This window comes from Campylobacter sp. BCW_4332 (genome assembly GCF_001763175.1).
Taxonomy (GTDB): domain Bacteria; phylum Campylobacterota; class Campylobacteria; order Campylobacterales; family Campylobacteraceae; genus Campylobacter_D; species Campylobacter_D jejuni.
Map to the genome: position 1 here is coordinate 55375 of NZ_MJYF01000036.1, position 16970 is coordinate 72344.

15 protein-coding genes are annotated in these 16970 nt (G+C 30.7%); 11 read left to right on the forward strand and 4 right to left on the reverse strand.

Going from position 1 to position 16970, the window contains the following annotated elements; all coding sequences use genetic code 11:
* The first annotated feature begins 18 nt into the window (after positions 1 to 18).
* Both AJN64_RS02805 and pdxA read left to right on the forward strand, forming a co-directional pair.
* A complete protein-coding gene (locus tag AJN64_RS02805; RefSeq protein WP_004305608.1) occupies positions 19 to 792 on the forward strand; it encodes a pyridoxine 5'-phosphate synthase in 774 nt (257 codons plus the stop codon).
* Positions 789 to 1883 (forward strand): 4-hydroxythreonine-4-phosphate dehydrogenase, encoded by a 1095-nt coding sequence (gene pdxA / locus AJN64_RS02810; protein ID WP_004305609.1) that lies wholly within the window; start codon positions 789 to 791, stop codon positions 1881 to 1883. The genes AJN64_RS02805 and pdxA overlap by 4 nt, the downstream gene beginning before the upstream one ends.
* Here the strand turns inward: pdxA and AJN64_RS02815 are convergent.
* Positions 1873 to 2475, reverse strand: coding sequence for a hypothetical protein (locus tag AJN64_RS02815; RefSeq protein ID WP_044779048.1), 603 nt, complete (start codon positions 2473 to 2475; stop codon positions 1873 to 1875). The two genes, pdxA and AJN64_RS02815, sit on opposite strands and share 11 nt — an antisense overlap.
* A gap of 111 nt (positions 2476 to 2586) precedes the next feature.
* Between AJN64_RS02815 and AJN64_RS02820 the strand changes: the two genes are divergently transcribed.
* From AJN64_RS02820 to AJN64_RS02835, 4 genes are all read left to right on the forward strand, one after another.
* Complete coding sequence (locus AJN64_RS02820; protein WP_070292638.1) at positions 2587 to 3786, forward strand: MFS transporter; 1200 nt, start codon at positions 2587 to 2589, stop codon at positions 3784 to 3786.
* Positions 3787 to 3841: 55 nt separating this feature from the next.
* Positions 3842 to 4162 carry an invasion antigen CiaC gene (gene ciaC / locus AJN64_RS02825; RefSeq protein ID WP_070292639.1) on the forward strand — a complete coding sequence of 107 codons (321 nt, stop codon included), beginning with the start codon at positions 3842 to 3844 and terminating at the stop codon, positions 4160 to 4162.
* A 180-nt stretch (positions 4163 to 4342) separates the two neighbouring features.
* Entirely contained in the window at positions 4343 to 5365 is a 1023-nt protein-coding gene (gene hemE / locus AJN64_RS02830) for a uroporphyrinogen decarboxylase (protein ID WP_070292640.1), read from the forward strand.
* The gene (locus tag AJN64_RS02835) at positions 5362 to 6264 is read left to right on the forward strand and encodes a radical SAM protein (RefSeq protein ID WP_070292641.1); all 903 of its coding nucleotides are present in this window, start codon (positions 5362 to 5364) and stop codon (positions 6262 to 6264) included. Before hemE ends, AJN64_RS02835 begins: the two co-directional genes overlap by 4 nt.
* Here the strand turns inward: AJN64_RS02835 and AJN64_RS02840 are convergent.
* The 3 genes from AJN64_RS02840 to AJN64_RS02850 are packed head-to-tail and all read right to left on the reverse strand — an operon-like array spanning position 6261 to position 9748.
* The gene (locus tag AJN64_RS02840; protein WP_070292642.1) at positions 6261 to 7457 is read right to left on the reverse strand and encodes a hypothetical protein; all 1197 of its coding nucleotides are present in this window, start codon (positions 7455 to 7457) and stop codon (positions 6261 to 6263) included. The two genes, AJN64_RS02835 and AJN64_RS02840, sit on opposite strands and share 4 nt — an antisense overlap.
* Position 7458: 1 nt before the next feature.
* Positions 7459 to 9261, reverse strand: coding sequence for an excinuclease ABC subunit UvrC (gene uvrC, locus AJN64_RS02845; protein WP_070292643.1), 1803 nt, complete (start codon positions 9259 to 9261; stop codon positions 7459 to 7461).
* The gene (locus AJN64_RS02850) at positions 9254 to 9748 is read right to left on the reverse strand and encodes a hypothetical protein (protein WP_004305626.1); all 495 of its coding nucleotides are present in this window, start codon (positions 9746 to 9748) and stop codon (positions 9254 to 9256) included. The genes uvrC and AJN64_RS02850 overlap by 8 nt, the downstream gene beginning before the upstream one ends.
* Before the next feature lie 138 nt (positions 9749 to 9886).
* Here AJN64_RS02850 and guaA point away from each other — a divergent pair, with 138 nt between their 5' ends.
* The 5 genes from guaA to AJN64_RS02875 all read left to right on the forward strand — a co-directional run bounded on the left by guaA (position 9887) and on the right by AJN64_RS02875 (position 16945).
* Positions 9887 to 11422 (forward strand): glutamine-hydrolyzing GMP synthase, encoded by a 1536-nt coding sequence (guaA, locus tag AJN64_RS02855; RefSeq protein ID WP_070292644.1) that lies wholly within the window; start codon positions 9887 to 9889, stop codon positions 11420 to 11422.
* Between the two features lie 85 nt (positions 11423 to 11507).
* Positions 11508 to 12968 carry a hypothetical protein gene (locus AJN64_RS02860; RefSeq protein WP_052857440.1) on the forward strand — a complete coding sequence of 487 codons (1461 nt, stop codon included), beginning with the start codon at positions 11508 to 11510 and terminating at the stop codon, positions 12966 to 12968.
* 239 nt (positions 12969 to 13207) lie between these two features.
* Entirely contained in the window at positions 13208 to 14458 is a 1251-nt protein-coding gene (gene purD, locus AJN64_RS02865; protein ID WP_052857438.1) for a phosphoribosylamine--glycine ligase, read from the forward strand.
* On the forward strand, positions 14455 to 14907 hold the full coding sequence (locus tag AJN64_RS02870; RefSeq protein ID WP_002871012.1) for an RDD family protein: 453 nt from the start codon (positions 14455 to 14457) through the stop codon (positions 14905 to 14907). The genes purD and AJN64_RS02870 overlap by 4 nt, the downstream gene beginning before the upstream one ends.
* Entirely contained in the window at positions 14897 to 16945 is a 2049-nt protein-coding gene (locus AJN64_RS02875; protein WP_044780114.1) for an LPS-assembly protein LptD, read from the forward strand. Before AJN64_RS02870 ends, AJN64_RS02875 begins: the two co-directional genes overlap by 11 nt.
* The last annotated feature ends 25 nt before the right edge of the window (positions 16946 to 16970 follow it).

Sequence of the window (16970 nt, forward strand, 5' to 3'; positions counted from 1 at the left end):
AAGTTCTAAAGGAAAAATATGCTTTTAGGTGTAAATATCGATCATATCGCAGTGTTAAGACAAGCTAGAATGGTAAATGATCCTGATCTTTTAGAGGCTGCTTTTATAGCAGCTAAACACGGAGATCAAATCACTTTGCATGTAAGAGAAGATCGCCGTCATGCTCAGGATTTTGACTTGGAAAATATCATAAAATTTTGCAAAAGCCCTATCAATTTAGAATGTGCTTTAAATGATGAAATTTTAAATTTAGCTCTTAAACTCAAACCCCACCGTGTTACTTTAGTGCCTGAAAAAAGAGAAGAGCTTACTACAGAAGGGGGACTTTGTTTAAATCATGCTAAATTAAAACAAAGCATAGAAAAACTTCAAAATGCAAACATTGAAGTTTCACTTTTTATCAATCCTAGTTTAGAAGATATAGAAAAATCAAAAAATTTAAAAGCCCAATTCATAGAGCTTCATACAGGACATTATGCGAATTTACACAACGCACTTTTTAGTAATATCTCTCATACTGCTTTTGCCTTAAAAGAACTTGGTCAAGATAAAAAAAACCTACAAGCTCAATTTGAAAAAGAATTACAAAATTTAGAACTCTGTGCCAAAAAAGGCATAGAGCTTGGTTTAAAAGTAGCTGCAGGACATGGTTTAAATTACAAAAATGTAAAATCCATAGTAAAAATTAAAGAAATTTGTGAGCTAAATATAGGACAAAGCATTGTAGCAAGATCTGTATTTACAGGACTTCAAAACGCTATTTTAGAAATGAAAGAACTTATTAAAAGATGAAAAAACTAGCCATTAGTATAGGCGATATAAACAGCATAGGACTTGAAATTTTAGTGCGTTCTCATGAAGAACTAAGCAAAATCTGCACACCTTTTTATTTTATCCACGAAAACTTGCTTAATAAAGCTTTAAAACTTTTAAATTTAAAACTTTTTAATGCAAAAATCGTAGCTTTTAAAGATGACAAAGACTATGAGTTTAATTTTATAAAAAAAGAAAATTCTCTTGAAATTTACTCTTTTTGCCTTCCTTTAGGCTTTAAAGTGGATGAAAATTTTGAAATCCAAGCCGGAGAAATAGATGCAAAAAGTGGACTTTATGGTTTTTTAAGCTTTAAGGCGGCAAGTTATTTTGTCTATGAAAAACACGCACATGCCTTACTTACTCTACCTATACACAAAAAAGCTTGGGAAGATGCAGGACTTAAATACAAAGGACACACCGATGCTTTAAGGGATTTTTTTAAAAAAAATGCCATTATGATGTTAGGTTGTAAAGAACTTTTTGTAGGGCTTTTTAGCGAACATATACCTTTAGCTAAGGTGAGTAAAAAAATCACTTTTAAAAATTTAAGTATCTTTTTAAAAGATTTTTACAAAGAAACGCATTTTAAAAAAATGGGGCTTTTAGGTTTTAACCCTCACGCTGGAGATTATGGAGTTATAGGCGGAAAAGAAGAAAAGATCATGGAAAAAGCTATAGCCTTTGTTAATGCCTTTTTACACTCTAAAAAAGATGAAAAATTTTTCAAAAAAGCCTTAAAAGATGAAAATTTGCAAAAAGAATTGCTTTTAAATTTTAAAGGCAAGGGTGTTTATCTACCCTATCCTTTAGTAGCTGATACTGCTTTTACTAAGGCTGGTTTAAAAAACTGCAATCGTTTAGTGGCTATGTATCACGATCTTGCCCTTGCTCCTTTAAAGGCCTTGTATTTTGATAAAAGCATCAATGTGAGTTTAAATTTACCCATCATACGCGTCAGTGTTGATCATGGCACGGCCTTTGACAAGGCCTATAAAAATGCTAAAATCAACACTAAAAGTTATTTTGAAGCGGCTAAATTTGCAATCAATTTAAGCCCTAAAACTTAAATTTAGCCCTAGAATCAATCAAATCTTCTTTAGCCAAGCTGTCTATAAAATCTTGCAAATCTTTATTGGTATTTAAACTTTGAGTGAGTAAATTTTCATATTTATCAACTTTATTTTTAAAAATTTGCTCTAAAACTTCTTTAGTCTTTATATCTTTTTTTGCTCTTTGCATAAGCTCTAATAAAGCCTTAATATAAGCTTCTTGCATGCAATCACTTGCATTGAGTAAAGGTAAAATAGGATTTTCCCCTGCTTTTGTATTTTGCATATTTTTTATACAAATTTTTCTTTCTTTAATCATCTTTTTTGAAATAGCTTTAAAATCTTTTTTCGTCTTTTTATCTGCTTTTTTTGAAATATTTTGATACAAACTGCTATAGATATTATCTACTAAAGCAAGTTTTTTATTCTCAAATTCATTACGCACACCAATTTCATTACATATCATAAGCTCATCATCACTTTTACCATCATCTTTGATTTTAGAACAATCAAAACTGGGTTTTACTTCATCTTTATAAATAAGCTCATCAAAACTCAAAGCCCCTAAACTCACCAAACTTAAACCAAGCAATAAAATAATTTTTTTCATTATTTACCTTTAAAATTTTTATTTTATTTTAACAAAAATATTTTGAATTTTTTAAGGAAATTAAGCCTTTATTTTATTATAATGCGTTTTTATTTTTATAAGGAAATTAAAATGCAAAATTACAAAAAAGCTCTTTTTGCACTAGCTCTTAGTGCTTTTTGTATGGGCGTAACCGAATTTGTTATGGCAGGAGTTTTGGTTGATGTTGAAGCGTATTTTAGCGTAGATGCAAAAACCGCGGGCTATCTTACAACCTTATATGCCATAGGTGTTGTTATAGGCGCTCCTCTTATTACTATACCTTTAAGTCGTTTTCACAGACATACACAACTTTTAATCAATCTTGGAATTTTTGCTTTAGCAAATTTCATTATCTTTTTTAGCCAAAATTTCTATCTTACAGCGTTTGCGCGTTTTGTAGCAGGAACACAACATGGAGTATTTTTTGTCATTGCTACCTTAGCTGTAAGTGCTATAACCCCAGATGATAAAAAATCAAGCGCTCTAGCTATAATGGTCACAGGACTTACTGTAGCCTTGGTTACTGGAGTGCCACTTGGAACTTTCATAGGGCATTATTTTGGCTTTAAATTTATCTTTTTACTTATTTTTATCATTACAAGCCTAGCATTTTTTGGAGTATGGCATATGATGCCCAAAAATTTACATCCTAGCCCAACAAGTCTTAAAAATTTAATCCCTGCTTTTTCACATCAAAATTTGTTAAAAACTTATACTATAACCATTTGTAGCTGTGGGGCTCAATTTGTTCTTTATACTTATTTGCAAAAATTACTCGTAGAAATAAGCGGTTTTAAAGTCCAAGATACAGCTTATATCTTGCTCTTATATGGAATTTGTGCAATTTGCGGGAATTTATGGGGCGGAAAAATAGTAGATAAAAAAGGCGCTATTTTTTCCCTGCGTCTTATTTTAAGCATACAAGTTCTAGTATTTTTAAGCGTATTTCTCACCATGCATTCTAAAATTTTAATCATTTTTAACGTAGCTTTGATAGGATTTTTTGCCTTTTCCACTATACCTGCGCTAAAAATGCTTAGCATTGCTAAAGCTAAACGCCATACTTATAAAGTCATAGACAGCACAGTAAGTGTAAATGAAGCAGCTTTTAATGTAGGCATAGCTTTAGCAAGTTTTTTAGGTGGGATTGTTTTAGCAGGATTGGGCATAGAATTTAATGCTTTATTTTCGGCACTTTTTGTAAGCCCTGCTTTGATTTTTGCCTTACTTTTTGCCAAAGATAAATTAAATTATAAAAAATTTCAAAGAAAAAGTTTAAAAAAGATATAAATTGGAATAGAAATTGCTTGTTTGTTTAATGTAAAGTTAAATAAAGGAGGAGAAAATGGTAGTAGATAATACTCAAAAAACATCAAATGCTATTTTTAGCACCACAACAAAGGTTAAAGAGAAAAATACTTCAGCAGATGAATTTCAAGCCACATTAAATGAAGTAAAAAACAAAGAAGAAAAGGAAGAAGAAAAAACAAGCTCAAGCAAATTTACCAACGAAGATATTGATCTTAGTGCTGTTAGAGAAGACTTTAGATCTTATGCTTGGCAAAAAATGAGAGAAGATCAATACAAAAAAAATGAGGAGACTTTGCTAAATAAGCTTTTTGCTACAATTGACACAGGAAATGCCACAAACAATACAAAGGCTTAATATACAAATCAAAACTCAAACTACACAAACGAGAATTCCAATAATTCTCGTAAAATTTCTCATAACTCTGGATAAAATGAAAAAAATTTATTATTTCCTCCATATGAAGAAAATATAGAAAAATTGACCAATTTAATTTATCAAATTCTGTTATAATTTTGCTAAAAACAAAGGAAAATAATGATTTTTATTGATGCTTGTTTTAAAAAACCTACACCCTACACCCCTATTTGGATGATGCGTCAAGCAGGAAGATATTTGCCAGAATATATGGAAGTAAGAAAACAAGCGGGTGATTTTCTCTCTTTATGCAAAGACTATAAAAAAGCTTCTGAAGTTTCTTTGCAGCCTATTGATATTTTAGATGTAGATGCAGCAATCATTTTTTCAGATATCTTAGTTGTTCCTCTTGAAATGGGTATGAATTTACGCTTTGAAAAAGGAGAAGGGCCTATTTTTGATAATCCTATTTCAACCCTAGAAGATTTAGAAAAACTTGACGATCAAAATGCGCATAAAAAATTAAATTATGTCTATGATGCCTTAAAGCTTACAAGAGAAAAATTATCTCAAAACAAGACTTTAATAGGATTTTGCGGAAGCCCTTGGACTATAGCTACCTATATGATAGAAGGAAGTGGAAGTAAAAATTATGCAAAGTGTAAAAAAATGCTTTATCAAAACCCAGAACTTTTACATAAAATTCTAAACAAACTAACTCAAGTTTTAAAACTTTATTTAGAAGAGCAAATTAAAGCAGGTGCTAATGCTATACAAATTTTTGATAGCTGGGCAAGTGCTTTAGAATACGATAAGTTTTTTGAATTCTCTTTTAATTATATGCTTGAAATTTCAAATTTTATTAAAAGCAAATACTCAAATATACCTGTAATTTTATTCCCTAAAGGCATTAGCGGTTATTTGGATAGAATCGATGGTAATTTTGATGTTTTTGGGGTTGATTGGAGCACTCCGCTTGATTTAGCACGTGATAAACTATCACACAAATACACTCTTCAAGGCAACATGGAGCCTTGCAGACTTTATGATAAAAATGCCATCAAAGAAGGAGTGGAAAAAATACTAAAAACCATGCAAAATAAAGCTCATATTTTCAACTTAGGACATGGGATCTTGCCTGATATTCCTGTTGAAAATGCAAAATATTTTATCAAGCTTGTACAAGAAAGTTCAGCTAAATGAAAATACTCTTTGGTCCTGTTAGCTCAAGGCGTTTTGGAAGATCTTTGGGTATAGATTTAAGCCCTAGCAAAAAACAATGCAATTTTGATTGTGTTTATTGCGAGCTTGATCCAAAAAAAACCCAAGAAAAACAGGATGAAATTATCAGCATAGACAAAATTATCTCCGAAGTTAAAGCCATGCTTGAAAAAAATGTTGAATTTGATTTTCTTACCCTTACTGCCAACGGAGAGCCTAGTCTTTATCCTTATTTAAATGAGCTTATTTTGTCTTTACGCAGCATTGCTAAAGATAAAAAATTGCTTATTTTAAGCAATGGTACAGCTGTATTAGATGAAGACAAATTTAATGCTTTGCTAAAACTAGATGTGGTCAAATTTAGCCTAGATAGTGCAGTTGCTAAAACTTTTTATCGTATTGATAGAGCTTTAAAAAACATTGACTTAGAAAAAATGATAGAAAAAATGGCAGATTTTAGAGCTAGGTTTAATGGAGATTTGATTATGGAAATTCTAGTTGTTAAAGATCTTAATGACAACGAAGAAGAATTTAAAGCGCTCAATCAAGCTTTAAAAAAAATCATGCCTTTAAGAGTTGATCTAAGTACCATAGATAGACCTCCTGCTTATGCCGTTAAAAAAGTAAGCGAAGAAAAACTTTTAGAACTTTCCAAACTTATAGATTCTACTCCTGTACTCTTAGCCAAAAGGCATTATGAAGGTGAAAAACTAAGCTTCAATGAAGAAGAATTATTAAAAATGCTTCATTTACGCTCACAAAGCGAAATAGACATAGAAGCGAAATTTGATAAACAATCCAAAACTCTCTTAAATCAACTTATCAAAGAAAAAAAGGTAAAAATTCTCGATTTAGCTGGAGTTAAATTTTATAAAGTTTAGACCTTTGGTAAATACTTTCTAAGTAAAGTTATAAGATCATTTCTACTTACATCACTTAAAACTTCACTCACACAATCAAAATCCCTAGCTTTTTCCTTTGAAAAAAAGATGATATGGCTTTGTGGATGCTGTTTTTTATAAGCACTTAGCAAATTTCTCATTTGCTCAAGATCAAATTTAATTAATTCATAATCAAGCAAAATCAAACGATAAGTCTCCTTGCTTAATTCTTGTTTTAATTGACTAAAAGAATTTATACATATATTTTTATCGCATTGTTTTTCTATTATATTGAAAAATAAGGTTGCATCAAAATCATTTTGTTTAAAAAGCAATACATTATTTTGATAAGGGGTTTTAAATTTTAAAGTGCAAACCTTATCAAGCTTGTTTTGCAAAATATTTTCAAGATCTTTTTTTTCAAAAGGTAAAGTTAAAAAATACTCATAATGTGTATTTTTATGCCGACCCATCACTATAAAATCATAGTTTTTCTTTACATTTTCATTTAAAATTTTATCCTTGATAAAAATCAAATGAAAGTCATTAACATCAAAACTTAAATTTTTAAAACAAGTACTTTCTATGCCAAAATACGAAAGTAAATTTGCAAGTAAAAAATTTTCAAGCTCATCATTATTAACTATAGCCACACTTGCTTCAAACTGCAAAACCTTTCCATGAGATGTCCTTATAATGCTTTTATGATGCTCTAAAGCCTCATTTAATTCTAATCTAATTTGATCTTTTTGAGAATTTAAGGCATTTAAAATCAAAGAATTAATTTCTTTATTATACCCTTCATTTAAGTAACGCATTGCATTGGATATATTTCCAAGCTGATATAAATTTTCTTCTAATAAATGCAAATATCTGTCTTTTTCATGGGATATTTTAGTTAAATTTTGTCCCGTAGTTTCAAATTTTTCCTTTAACAAATCAAATGCACTATCAACATCAATCTTTTTTTGAAAATTTAAAAAATCATTTTGCATGCAAAAAATTTTTTGATATATTTTGTTTATATTTCTATTTTGTCTAAAAGCAAAAATAAAAAGTGTTAAAGATAAAACAAAAATGCTAGAAAACATACCTATTTTCAGTTGTTCAGTAACACTATCAAGCTTTAAGATATCAATACTTAAATACGCTAAAATTAGATTAAAAATAAAAATTACCCCTGCTAATATCAAATCAATTTTCCTTTATCTTTTGCGACGCTTTCTTGCCCACAAGCATTGCAAGATCTTTAAAATCAGCCTTATATATAGATTCAAAATTTCCATAATGCGCTAAAAGTTTTTGTATAACCCCTGAACTAAGTCCTAAATTTACAAGCTTGGAACTTTTCAAGTCCTGTTTTTTCTTAGTATCTTGATGAAAGCTGATAGCAAAACGGTGTGCTTCATCTCTTAATTTCTGTAAGAATTGTAGTTTTTTATCGTTAATACTTAAGCTAAATTCTCCTTTTAAGGAATGAATTTTATCCTTAGCACCTCCTTTAGCCCTATGTGCTTTTGCATCGATTTTTTCTTTTGAAATAGCTAAAATATCGACATTAGCTCCACTACTTACAATGATTTCTTTAGCCAAATCAAGCAAAGCCTTTCCTCCATCTATAAGCCATAAATCAGGAGGGGGTATTTTATCAAAGTCCAAAGCCCTACGCGTTAAGACTTCACGCATTTGTTTGTAGTCATTTTTATGTTTTAAATGAAATTTTCGATATTTTGACTTATCCCAAGAATTTATTCTATAAGCTACCATAGCTCCAACATTTGCCACACCTTGCAAATGAGAATTATCAAAAATTTCTATATCATTTGGTAAATTTTCAAGCTCAAAATAAGACTTTAATTCTTTTTGTATAGTAAAATCATGATTTTTTTGCTCTTTTTCTATATTTAAAAGGGCATTTTGAAAAGCCAAATCACAAATTTTTCTTTTTTCTCCTATTTTAGGAATTTTAATACTGATTTTTTTATCAAACCTTTGGCTTAAAATTTTTTCTAAAAGTATTCTATCTTCAAATTCTTCATAAACATAAATAACATTGGCAAGCAAAGGAACATCCATGCTAAATTTTTCTAAAATCAATTGCTTATAAATTTCATTTTTATCCTCTTGTATATCATTTTTTATAGGAGTAATCTTAGAATTTGCACTGATAATTTTTCCATTTTGCACCACAAAACGTAAGGTTGAAAGCATGGAATTTTCAAAGGCTAAAGCAAATACTTCAAAATCTTCTAATTTTGCAATATCTATTTCAACCTTAACTTCCAAATCTTTAATCGTTGCAATCTGATCCCTTACTTTAGCTGCTTCTTCGTAATTTTCATTTTGCGCTAAAACAAGCATTTGTTTTTCTAAATTTTTTATTAAAATACTAGGATTTAAAAGTGCGTGCATAGCCTCATCTAAAATTTCAAGGTATTTTTCCCTGCTGATGCGTTTATCGCAAGGCGCAAGACAACGAGAAATTTGATAAAAAATACAAGGGGATTTACAACTTGCTTTTTGCTTTAAAGGATAGTATAAATAAAGCGCATCTAAAAGCTCTCTAGCGCCTTTAAAAAAAGGACCAAAATATTTGATTTTGCTTTTTTTTACCAATTTTCTAGTGATCTCAAAGCGTGGGAATTCTTCTTCAAAATCCACATAAATATAAGGATAAGTTTTATCATCTCTTAGTAAAATATTATATTTTGGATGCAGTTGCTTGATAAAAGAATTTTCTAAAATCAAAGCATCAGCCTCTGAATTAGTAGAGATAAATTCCAAATGCACTGTTTCTTCAATCATTTTTTGAATTCTTAAAGAATTTCTTGGACTTGCATGTAAATTTGGAGCAAAAGCAAAATAAGATTTGACACGATTTTTAAGATTTTTAGCCTTACCTACATATAAAAGCTTTCCTTCTTGATTGAAGTATTGATAAACTCCAGCACTATTGGGAAGAGTTTTTAGCTCATTTTCTAAATTCTCTTTAGTCAAGATTAGAACCTTTTTTTATAAGTTCTCTTAAATCTTCAAATTTCTTAAATAATTTTTCATCTTTAAAGCAATTTTTAAATTCACCCTTAGAAAGCTCCAAATAAGAATTTTTAGAGAGTTTTTCATCATTTTTGTTTTTATTTACTGCATAAGTGTATTTTTGGGAAAAAATTTTTATATCTTTTATATCAACAAATCCGCTTAAAGGATATTTTTGTCCATATGCTTTTATGAGAAATTTAATATAAATTTTGCTATCATCATGATTTAATTCTTGATAAGCTGCTGGATGTAAGGTTATTATATTTAAAATATGATTTTTTACATAAATTTTAGCAATCAAACGTTGCTTGGCAAGCGGAAAAGAACTTAAAAAATCTTTGCAAAAAAATAAGGTTTTTAAAGGCTTATAATGAGGTTTATCCATCAATTCATTAATAACAGCACTAGCGTTTTTAGTCATCTTAATATTATTTCTTTTTCTCATAAGATGATTTTAGCATTTCTTTTCTTAATTTTCTTCTGTGCTTGCGGATATAAAGGCAACCCTCAATACACAAGCTATGAACAAAATGGTTCGGTAAAAACCATTAAAAAATACGAACAATTACATAGGTGGTAAATAATGAAAAAAGCAGATATTTTAGTTTTAGACTTTGGCTCTCAATACACTCAGCTTATAGCAAGACGCCTAAGGGAACAAGGAGTTTATGCAGAAATTTTACCTTTTAATGTAAGTTTAGCTGATATTAAGGCAAAAGAACCAAAAGGTATTATTTTAAGCGGAGGTCCAGCAAGCGTATATGCAACTGATGCGTATTTTTGCGATAAAGGCATATTTGACTTAGGTTTACCTGTTCTTGGAATTTGTTATGGTATGCAGCTTATGGCACATCATTACAAAGCTACAGTTGCACCTGCAGGACATAAAGAATACGGTAAAGCAAACATAGAAGTTGAAAAAGATAGTGCTTTATTTAAAAATCTTCCAAAAAAACAAACCGTTTGGATGAGTCATTCTGATAAAGTAGAAAATTTACCTCAAGGTTTTGAAGTTTTAGCCACAAGTGAAAATAGTCCTTTTTGTGTTTTTGGCAACGAAGATAAGAAATTTTTTGCTCTGCAATTTCACCCAGAAGTGCAACACAGTGAATTTGGCAAAAATATCTTAAAAAATTTTGCTAAATACGCTTGTAATTGTGAAAGCGTTTGGAATATGGGTTCTTTTGCAAAAACTCAAGCAGAAAAAATCCGTGAAGAAGTAGGCAGTGATAAAGTGCTTTGTGCTGTAAGTGGCGGAGTAGATAGTAGTGTAGTTGCTGCACTTTTAGCCAGTGCTATAAAAGAGCAAGTTATAGTAGTTTTTGTAGACAATGGACTTTTAAGGAGCGGAGAAAAAGAACAAGTTGAATTTATGTTTAAAAATACCTTAGGTATCGATCTTATCAGCATTGATGCAAGTGAAATTTTCTTAAGTCGCTTGGCTAATGTTAGAGATCCGGAGCAAAAAAGAAAAATCATAGGAAATACCTTTATAGAAGTTTTTGAAGAAGAAGCAAAAAAACATAAAGATGTAAAATATCTCGCTCAAGGAACACTTTATACTGATATCATAGAAAGTTCTGTTGTGGGTGCAAGCAAAACCATTAAAAGCCATCATAATGTAGGGGGCTTGCCTGAAAAAATGAATCTTAAACTCATAGAGCCTTTAAAAGAAATTTTTAAAGATGAAGTGCGTGCCCTAGGACTTGAGCTTGGACTTAACAAAGAAGTAGTTTATCGCCATCCTTTCCCTGGGCCAGGTCTTGCTATACGCATTATGGGGGAAGTAAATCGCGCTAGCTTAGAACTATTGCGTAAGGCTGATGTAATTTTACTTGAAGAACTTAAAAGCACAGGTTGGTATGATAAAACTTGGCAAGCATTTTGTGTGCTTTTAAATGTTAAAAGTGTTGGGGTTATGGGGGATAACCGCACTTATGATAATGCAGTTTGCATACGCGTTGTAGATGCAAGTGATGGTATGACAGCTACTTTCTCGCATTTACCTTACGAAGTTTTAGAAAACATAAGTCGCCGTATCATCAATGAAGTAGAAGGTATAAACCGCGTTGTTTATGATATCTCAAGCAAACCACCTGCAACCATAGAATGGGAATGATCCATTTTTTCTAGCTCTTATTTTTATTATAAAATTTTTATAAAAATAAGGCTAGAATTTATTTAAGAAATTTCAAGGAAGAAATATGCATGGAAAAATAGCTATTTATATGGATTCTACAGGACGTGGAACCGTTACAAACTCAGCAAATACCTTTTTTGACTTCAATCGCCAAATTTGGAATGATAAAAAAAGTATGCCAAGTGTTGGTATGCTTGTGGAATTTAGAACTCTTTCTAGCGAAAAAAAAGCAGAAGACGGCAAGCCCGTTCAAACAAGCAAAACCATAACGGGTATAAAACCTTCAAAATTTCAAGAATTTAAAGAAGGGGATTTTATCACTGAGCATGATTTTTGGAAAACTGATAATGATGATGAATTAGAAGACTTGCAAAACTCAAGAAGAAGTGCTTATATAACAGAACTCTATAGAACAACAGACTTTGACAGTATAGAAAAAATTCCTCTTTCTTTTACTATACCTCAAGCTATACAAAAATATTTTGCCCATGAAATTTTATCCGTAGAAACACTTCAAGCCAATCTACAAGATGAAAAGGAAATTCCTTGCATACTTGATTATCTTATACTTAAAAGATTTTTATTTAAAGCTTATGATACTTTAATTTTTATGGATAATAGCATAGACCAAACCCAATTTAGCGCGTTAAAAAGCATCATGATGCATTTAGAGAATTCACATAAGCAAATGATAGCTGATCAAAAACCAAATATCACTAAAATTTTTAACGAAACTTTTTTATCTTTGCAGTGTCATTACCAAGCTTTAGTAGCCACCATAGATACAAGAAAAAATCGTCTAGCCTCACTTGAAGCACAAATGAAAACTTTACAATCTGAAATAAATCTTAAAAGCAATGCGGCCAATACAGACCCTGAAAAACTTAAAGCACGACAAGAAAGATTGGCTAAGCTACAAAAAGAAGCAGAATACTACAGAACAACACTAAAAAGACTTGATGCTATAAGGGAGGATTTTTATAAGAAAAATTACAATATTTTCGAAAATGCTTTTAAGCTTTCACGAGAAAAGCTCTTTAAAAAAATTGTCACAGGTTTAAATCTATGTGCAACCATAATGGATGTTAAAATTTGGCACTTATCTTTAAAATCATCAGGGGTTAAAAATTCTTATTTTACTATGAGCAATATAGAAAATTCTTTCTGTTCTCTTTCTTTTGCAGAACATTACTTAAGTCGCTTAAATAAATCCGCTCTAAATCCTTTTGACCAAAAACTTTTAGTGTATATTCAAAAAATTACAAAAGAACAAAGAAAAAAATTTTTAGTTGTCACATCGGATTTAGATTTATTATGTAAATTAAAAATTGAAAACTTTTCACAAAATCCATATTATTTAGTAAAATACGCACCTAAAAAAGTGAATTATCAGTCTTTAATGCGTGATAACACCTTTGATATAGTCTATATTGATGAAAAACATGTTTGGGAAAATGTTGCCGATATTATTTTACAAGGAAAGCATTTTGACAAATCAGGAAAAACCAAATTTAAACTGATTTAAGACATAGAAATTTAAGCTAAATTAAGTTATAATTTCCTTGCCTAAACAGTTTGTGGTATTTAAAGTGATCCAACACATTTTTATTAACTGCGATTGTGTGATTTACCGTGTTCTGTGGCATCGTTTGAGCTTTGAAAAAAGCGAGAAGTTGCAGCCTTTAAAAATTACCTAGCGGTTTTCTTTGACTTTTTGGGGTCAATCTTTGTTAAACGGCTGTTTGGGTTTAAAAGGAGATATAAATGAAAATAATGATTTTGGGTAGTGGTGCAAGAGAATATTCTATTGCTTTAGCCTTAAGAAGAGTAGACAAAAATTTAGAGTTTTATTTTGCTCCTGGAAATGGCGCTACCGAAAGTCTTGGAACAAATTTAAACCTAAAAGATCCAGTAGTTTTAGCAACCTATGCGAAAGAAAAAGGTTTTGATCTTTGTATAGTAGGAAGTGAAAGTTTTTTAGCTGAAGGTGTTGTAGATATTTTTAAACAACAAGGACTTGCTATTTTTGGGCCAAGTAAAGCTGCTGCAATGCTTGAAACCTCAAAATCTTTTATGAAAAGCTTTCTTAAAAAATACCGTATCAAAACAGCCAAATTTTTAAACACAAATGATATTGAAAAAGCAAAAAATTTTATACATAGTTTAACCCCTCCTATAGTAGTAAAAGCCGATGGACTTTGTGCAGGAAAAGGTGTTATCATAGCTAAGACTCATGAAGAAGCTATAGAAGAAACAGCTAAAATGCTGAGCGGAGAAAGCTTTGGAGATGCTGGAAAACTCGTTGTAATTGAAGAATTTTTAGATGGTTATGAATTAAGCATTTTTGCAGTATGTGATGGCAATGATTTTGTTTTACTTCCTGCAGCACAAGATCACAAAAAATTACTCGATAATGATCAAGGGCCAAATACTGGCGGAATGGGTGCTTACGCTCCTAGCTCTTTAGCGAATGAAAGCTTGCTTAGAAAAGTTCAAAAAGATATTATTTTACCGACTTTAGCAGGCATGAAAAAAGAAGGAGCGGAATTTTGTGGTGTTTTATTTATAGGTGCTATGATCGTTGGAAATAAACCTTATGTATTAGAATTTAATGTTCGCTTTGGCGATCCTGAATGTGAAGTTTTAATGCCTTTAATCGAAAATCCTTTGGAGCTTATTTTAGCTGCTACTCAAAGACGCTTAAGACACACAAAAATCAAAATCAAAAAAGAATTTGCAGTAGGGGTTGTATGCGCGAGTGAAAACTATCCTTACAAAAGTTCACCAAAAAGTGAAATTACTGTAAATAACATTCCTGAAAACTCTCATATCTCTTATGCTGGAGTAAGCCTAGAAGATGGCAAATTAATGGCTGATGGTGGAAGAGTTTTGGTTTGCGTTGGCACAGGAAAAAGTATAGAAGAAGCGCAAAAAAATGCTTATAAACTTTGTGATAATGTAAATTTCAAAGGAAAGCAATACAGAAAAGACATCGCTCATCAGGTTCTTAAATGAAAGAAAATTTACAAGACCGCTTAGAGCGTGAAAATCTAAAAATAGCAAGTTTTGGAAAAAGAGTTCTAGCTTTTTTAATCGATGATATGATTATTTCTTTGATTGTGTTTATCATTTTTTATGATCGTCTAATCCAAGCAAAAGATTTATTTGAAACAACTCAAATTATAGGAAATTTTTATCTTGGCTTCATCTTGCTTCATTTTAGTTATCAAGCAATTTTTACTTATCTTTATGGGGCAAGTTTGGGAAAAATATTATGCAAAATTATCATCTTGGATGAAAATCTTCTTGACAAACCCAATCTCATCCAAAGTTGCATCAGATCTGCCATAAGACAGGTTAGTGCTATGGCATTTATGCTTGGATTTGCTTGGGCTTTAAGCAATGATTTACGCAAAGCTTGGGAGGATTATCTAGCAAGGACAATAGTAGTCGATGTGGCGTAAATTTTCCTTATTGCTAGGAACTAGCATAGCTTTAAGTGCAGCACAAGTTGATATTTACGCTCTTGATGCAAAAAAAGAAGGTGATATTCTTACTGCAAACAATGATGTTATTATTTTTTCTGATTTTTATTTCATCACTGCCAATAAAGCAATTTACAATGAAAAAACCGGAGATGTTGAGCTTTTTGGCGATGTTAACATCCTAAGGGGACAAAACGAAAGATCACATTCTGATTATGCTAAAATCAACCTAAATTCCAATCAAGCCGATTTTAGTAATTTTTTCTTTTCCAATAACAATCTTGAAGTATGGTTTCAAAGCAAAACAAGCCATCTAAATGATAAAGTCTTTGAAAGTAAAATTTCAGCAGTTTCAAGCTGCAATGTTGAAGATCCTGATTGGGAAATTCGTTTTTCAAAAGGCTGGCTTAACCGGGAAACCAATTTTGTTCATCTTTACAATGCAAGATTATATGTTAAAAATACCCCGGTTTTTTATCTACCTTATTTTGGATTTAGTGCTGATACTCATAGACAAAGCGGACTTTTAATCCCAAAAATCGTTTTAAAAAGTAGCGAAGGCTTATACTATGAACAACCTATTTATATTGCCACTCAAGAAAATTGGGATTTAGAACTTGATCCACAAATTCGAACAAACCGTGGTTTTGGACTTTATTCTACTTTAAGATTTCTTGATTCTCCATATTCAACAGGAGAATTAAATTTTGGTGCTTTTAGAGAAAATAGCTCCTATTTTCACGATGAAAATTTGAAAAACCAAACCCACTATGGAATAGAACTAAAATACTCAAGAGATGATTTAATCAAATCTTTGCTCAGTGATAATTTTCAAGAAGGTCTATGGATAGATGCAACCTATCTCAACGATGTGGATTATTTAAATTTAGGAAGTAGAGATTATCGAGATCTTAACTCGCTTGTAACCTCCAAAATCAATTATTTTTTAGCTGATGAAAACAATTTTTATGGAGCTTATGCAAGATATTATATCGACACATCTAAACTTAGCAACAATACAACCTTGCAAGAATATCCAAGCTTTCAATATCATAGATTTTTAAATAACCTTTTTGATGAACGCTTACGTTATTCATTTGATGCTTCATTTCATAATTTTTACCGACCTGCTGGTTCTTATGCAAATGAGTTAAATTTAGACTTGCCTATCTCGTATCACAATGCTTTTTTTGGAAACTTTTTACACTTTACTTTTACAGAAAGATTTTATGCTTCTTTTGTAAATTATAGCAACGATCCCGAAAGAAACCATGAGCATTATTTTAGAAACACTCATGATTTTAATCTCTACACCGATCTTTCAAAAGCTTATGAAAATTTCTTTCATACTTTAAATTTAGGAGTGAATTACATTTTACCAGGAGCAAAATCAGGTAAAATCACGCAAGATTATCTTGAAGAATACGACAAAGAAAACGAACATACAAGTCTTTATGCTGTACAATATTTCTATAACAACGAAGGACAAAAAAAACTCAAACACAGATTTTCACTTGACTATCTCAATAAACAAAATAAATTCTATGAACTTGAAAATCTTTTAACTTATTATTTTAATGAAAACATCAATCTCAACAGCGAAGTGCTTTACTCTTATGAGCAAAGTCGCTTTACCAATGTCATCAGCCAAATAGAAGTCAATACAAATTCAAAATTTAATTGGATGTTTTCTCATGCTTATCAAAACGATGAGTATGGAAAATATAGCTTTATTGGCACAAGAGCAAATTATATTGCCACACCTAATTACAATTTATTTGGTGGAATTTGGTTTGATACTCAAAGAGCTCATGCAAACATGTGGGAACTTGGCTATACCTATCAAAGAAAATGTTGGAACTATTCTTTAATGTATAGAGAAAGAATCGATCCACAACTCACAAGTGGTGGTATCACAGCTAAAAATCAAAGCGGAGTTTATTTTATTTTCAACTTCTATCCTTTAGGAGGAGTAAAATACGATTTCTCTTTAGCAGAAAGTGAAAACAAAATTTAAAAAGGATGAAATTTGCTAAATATTT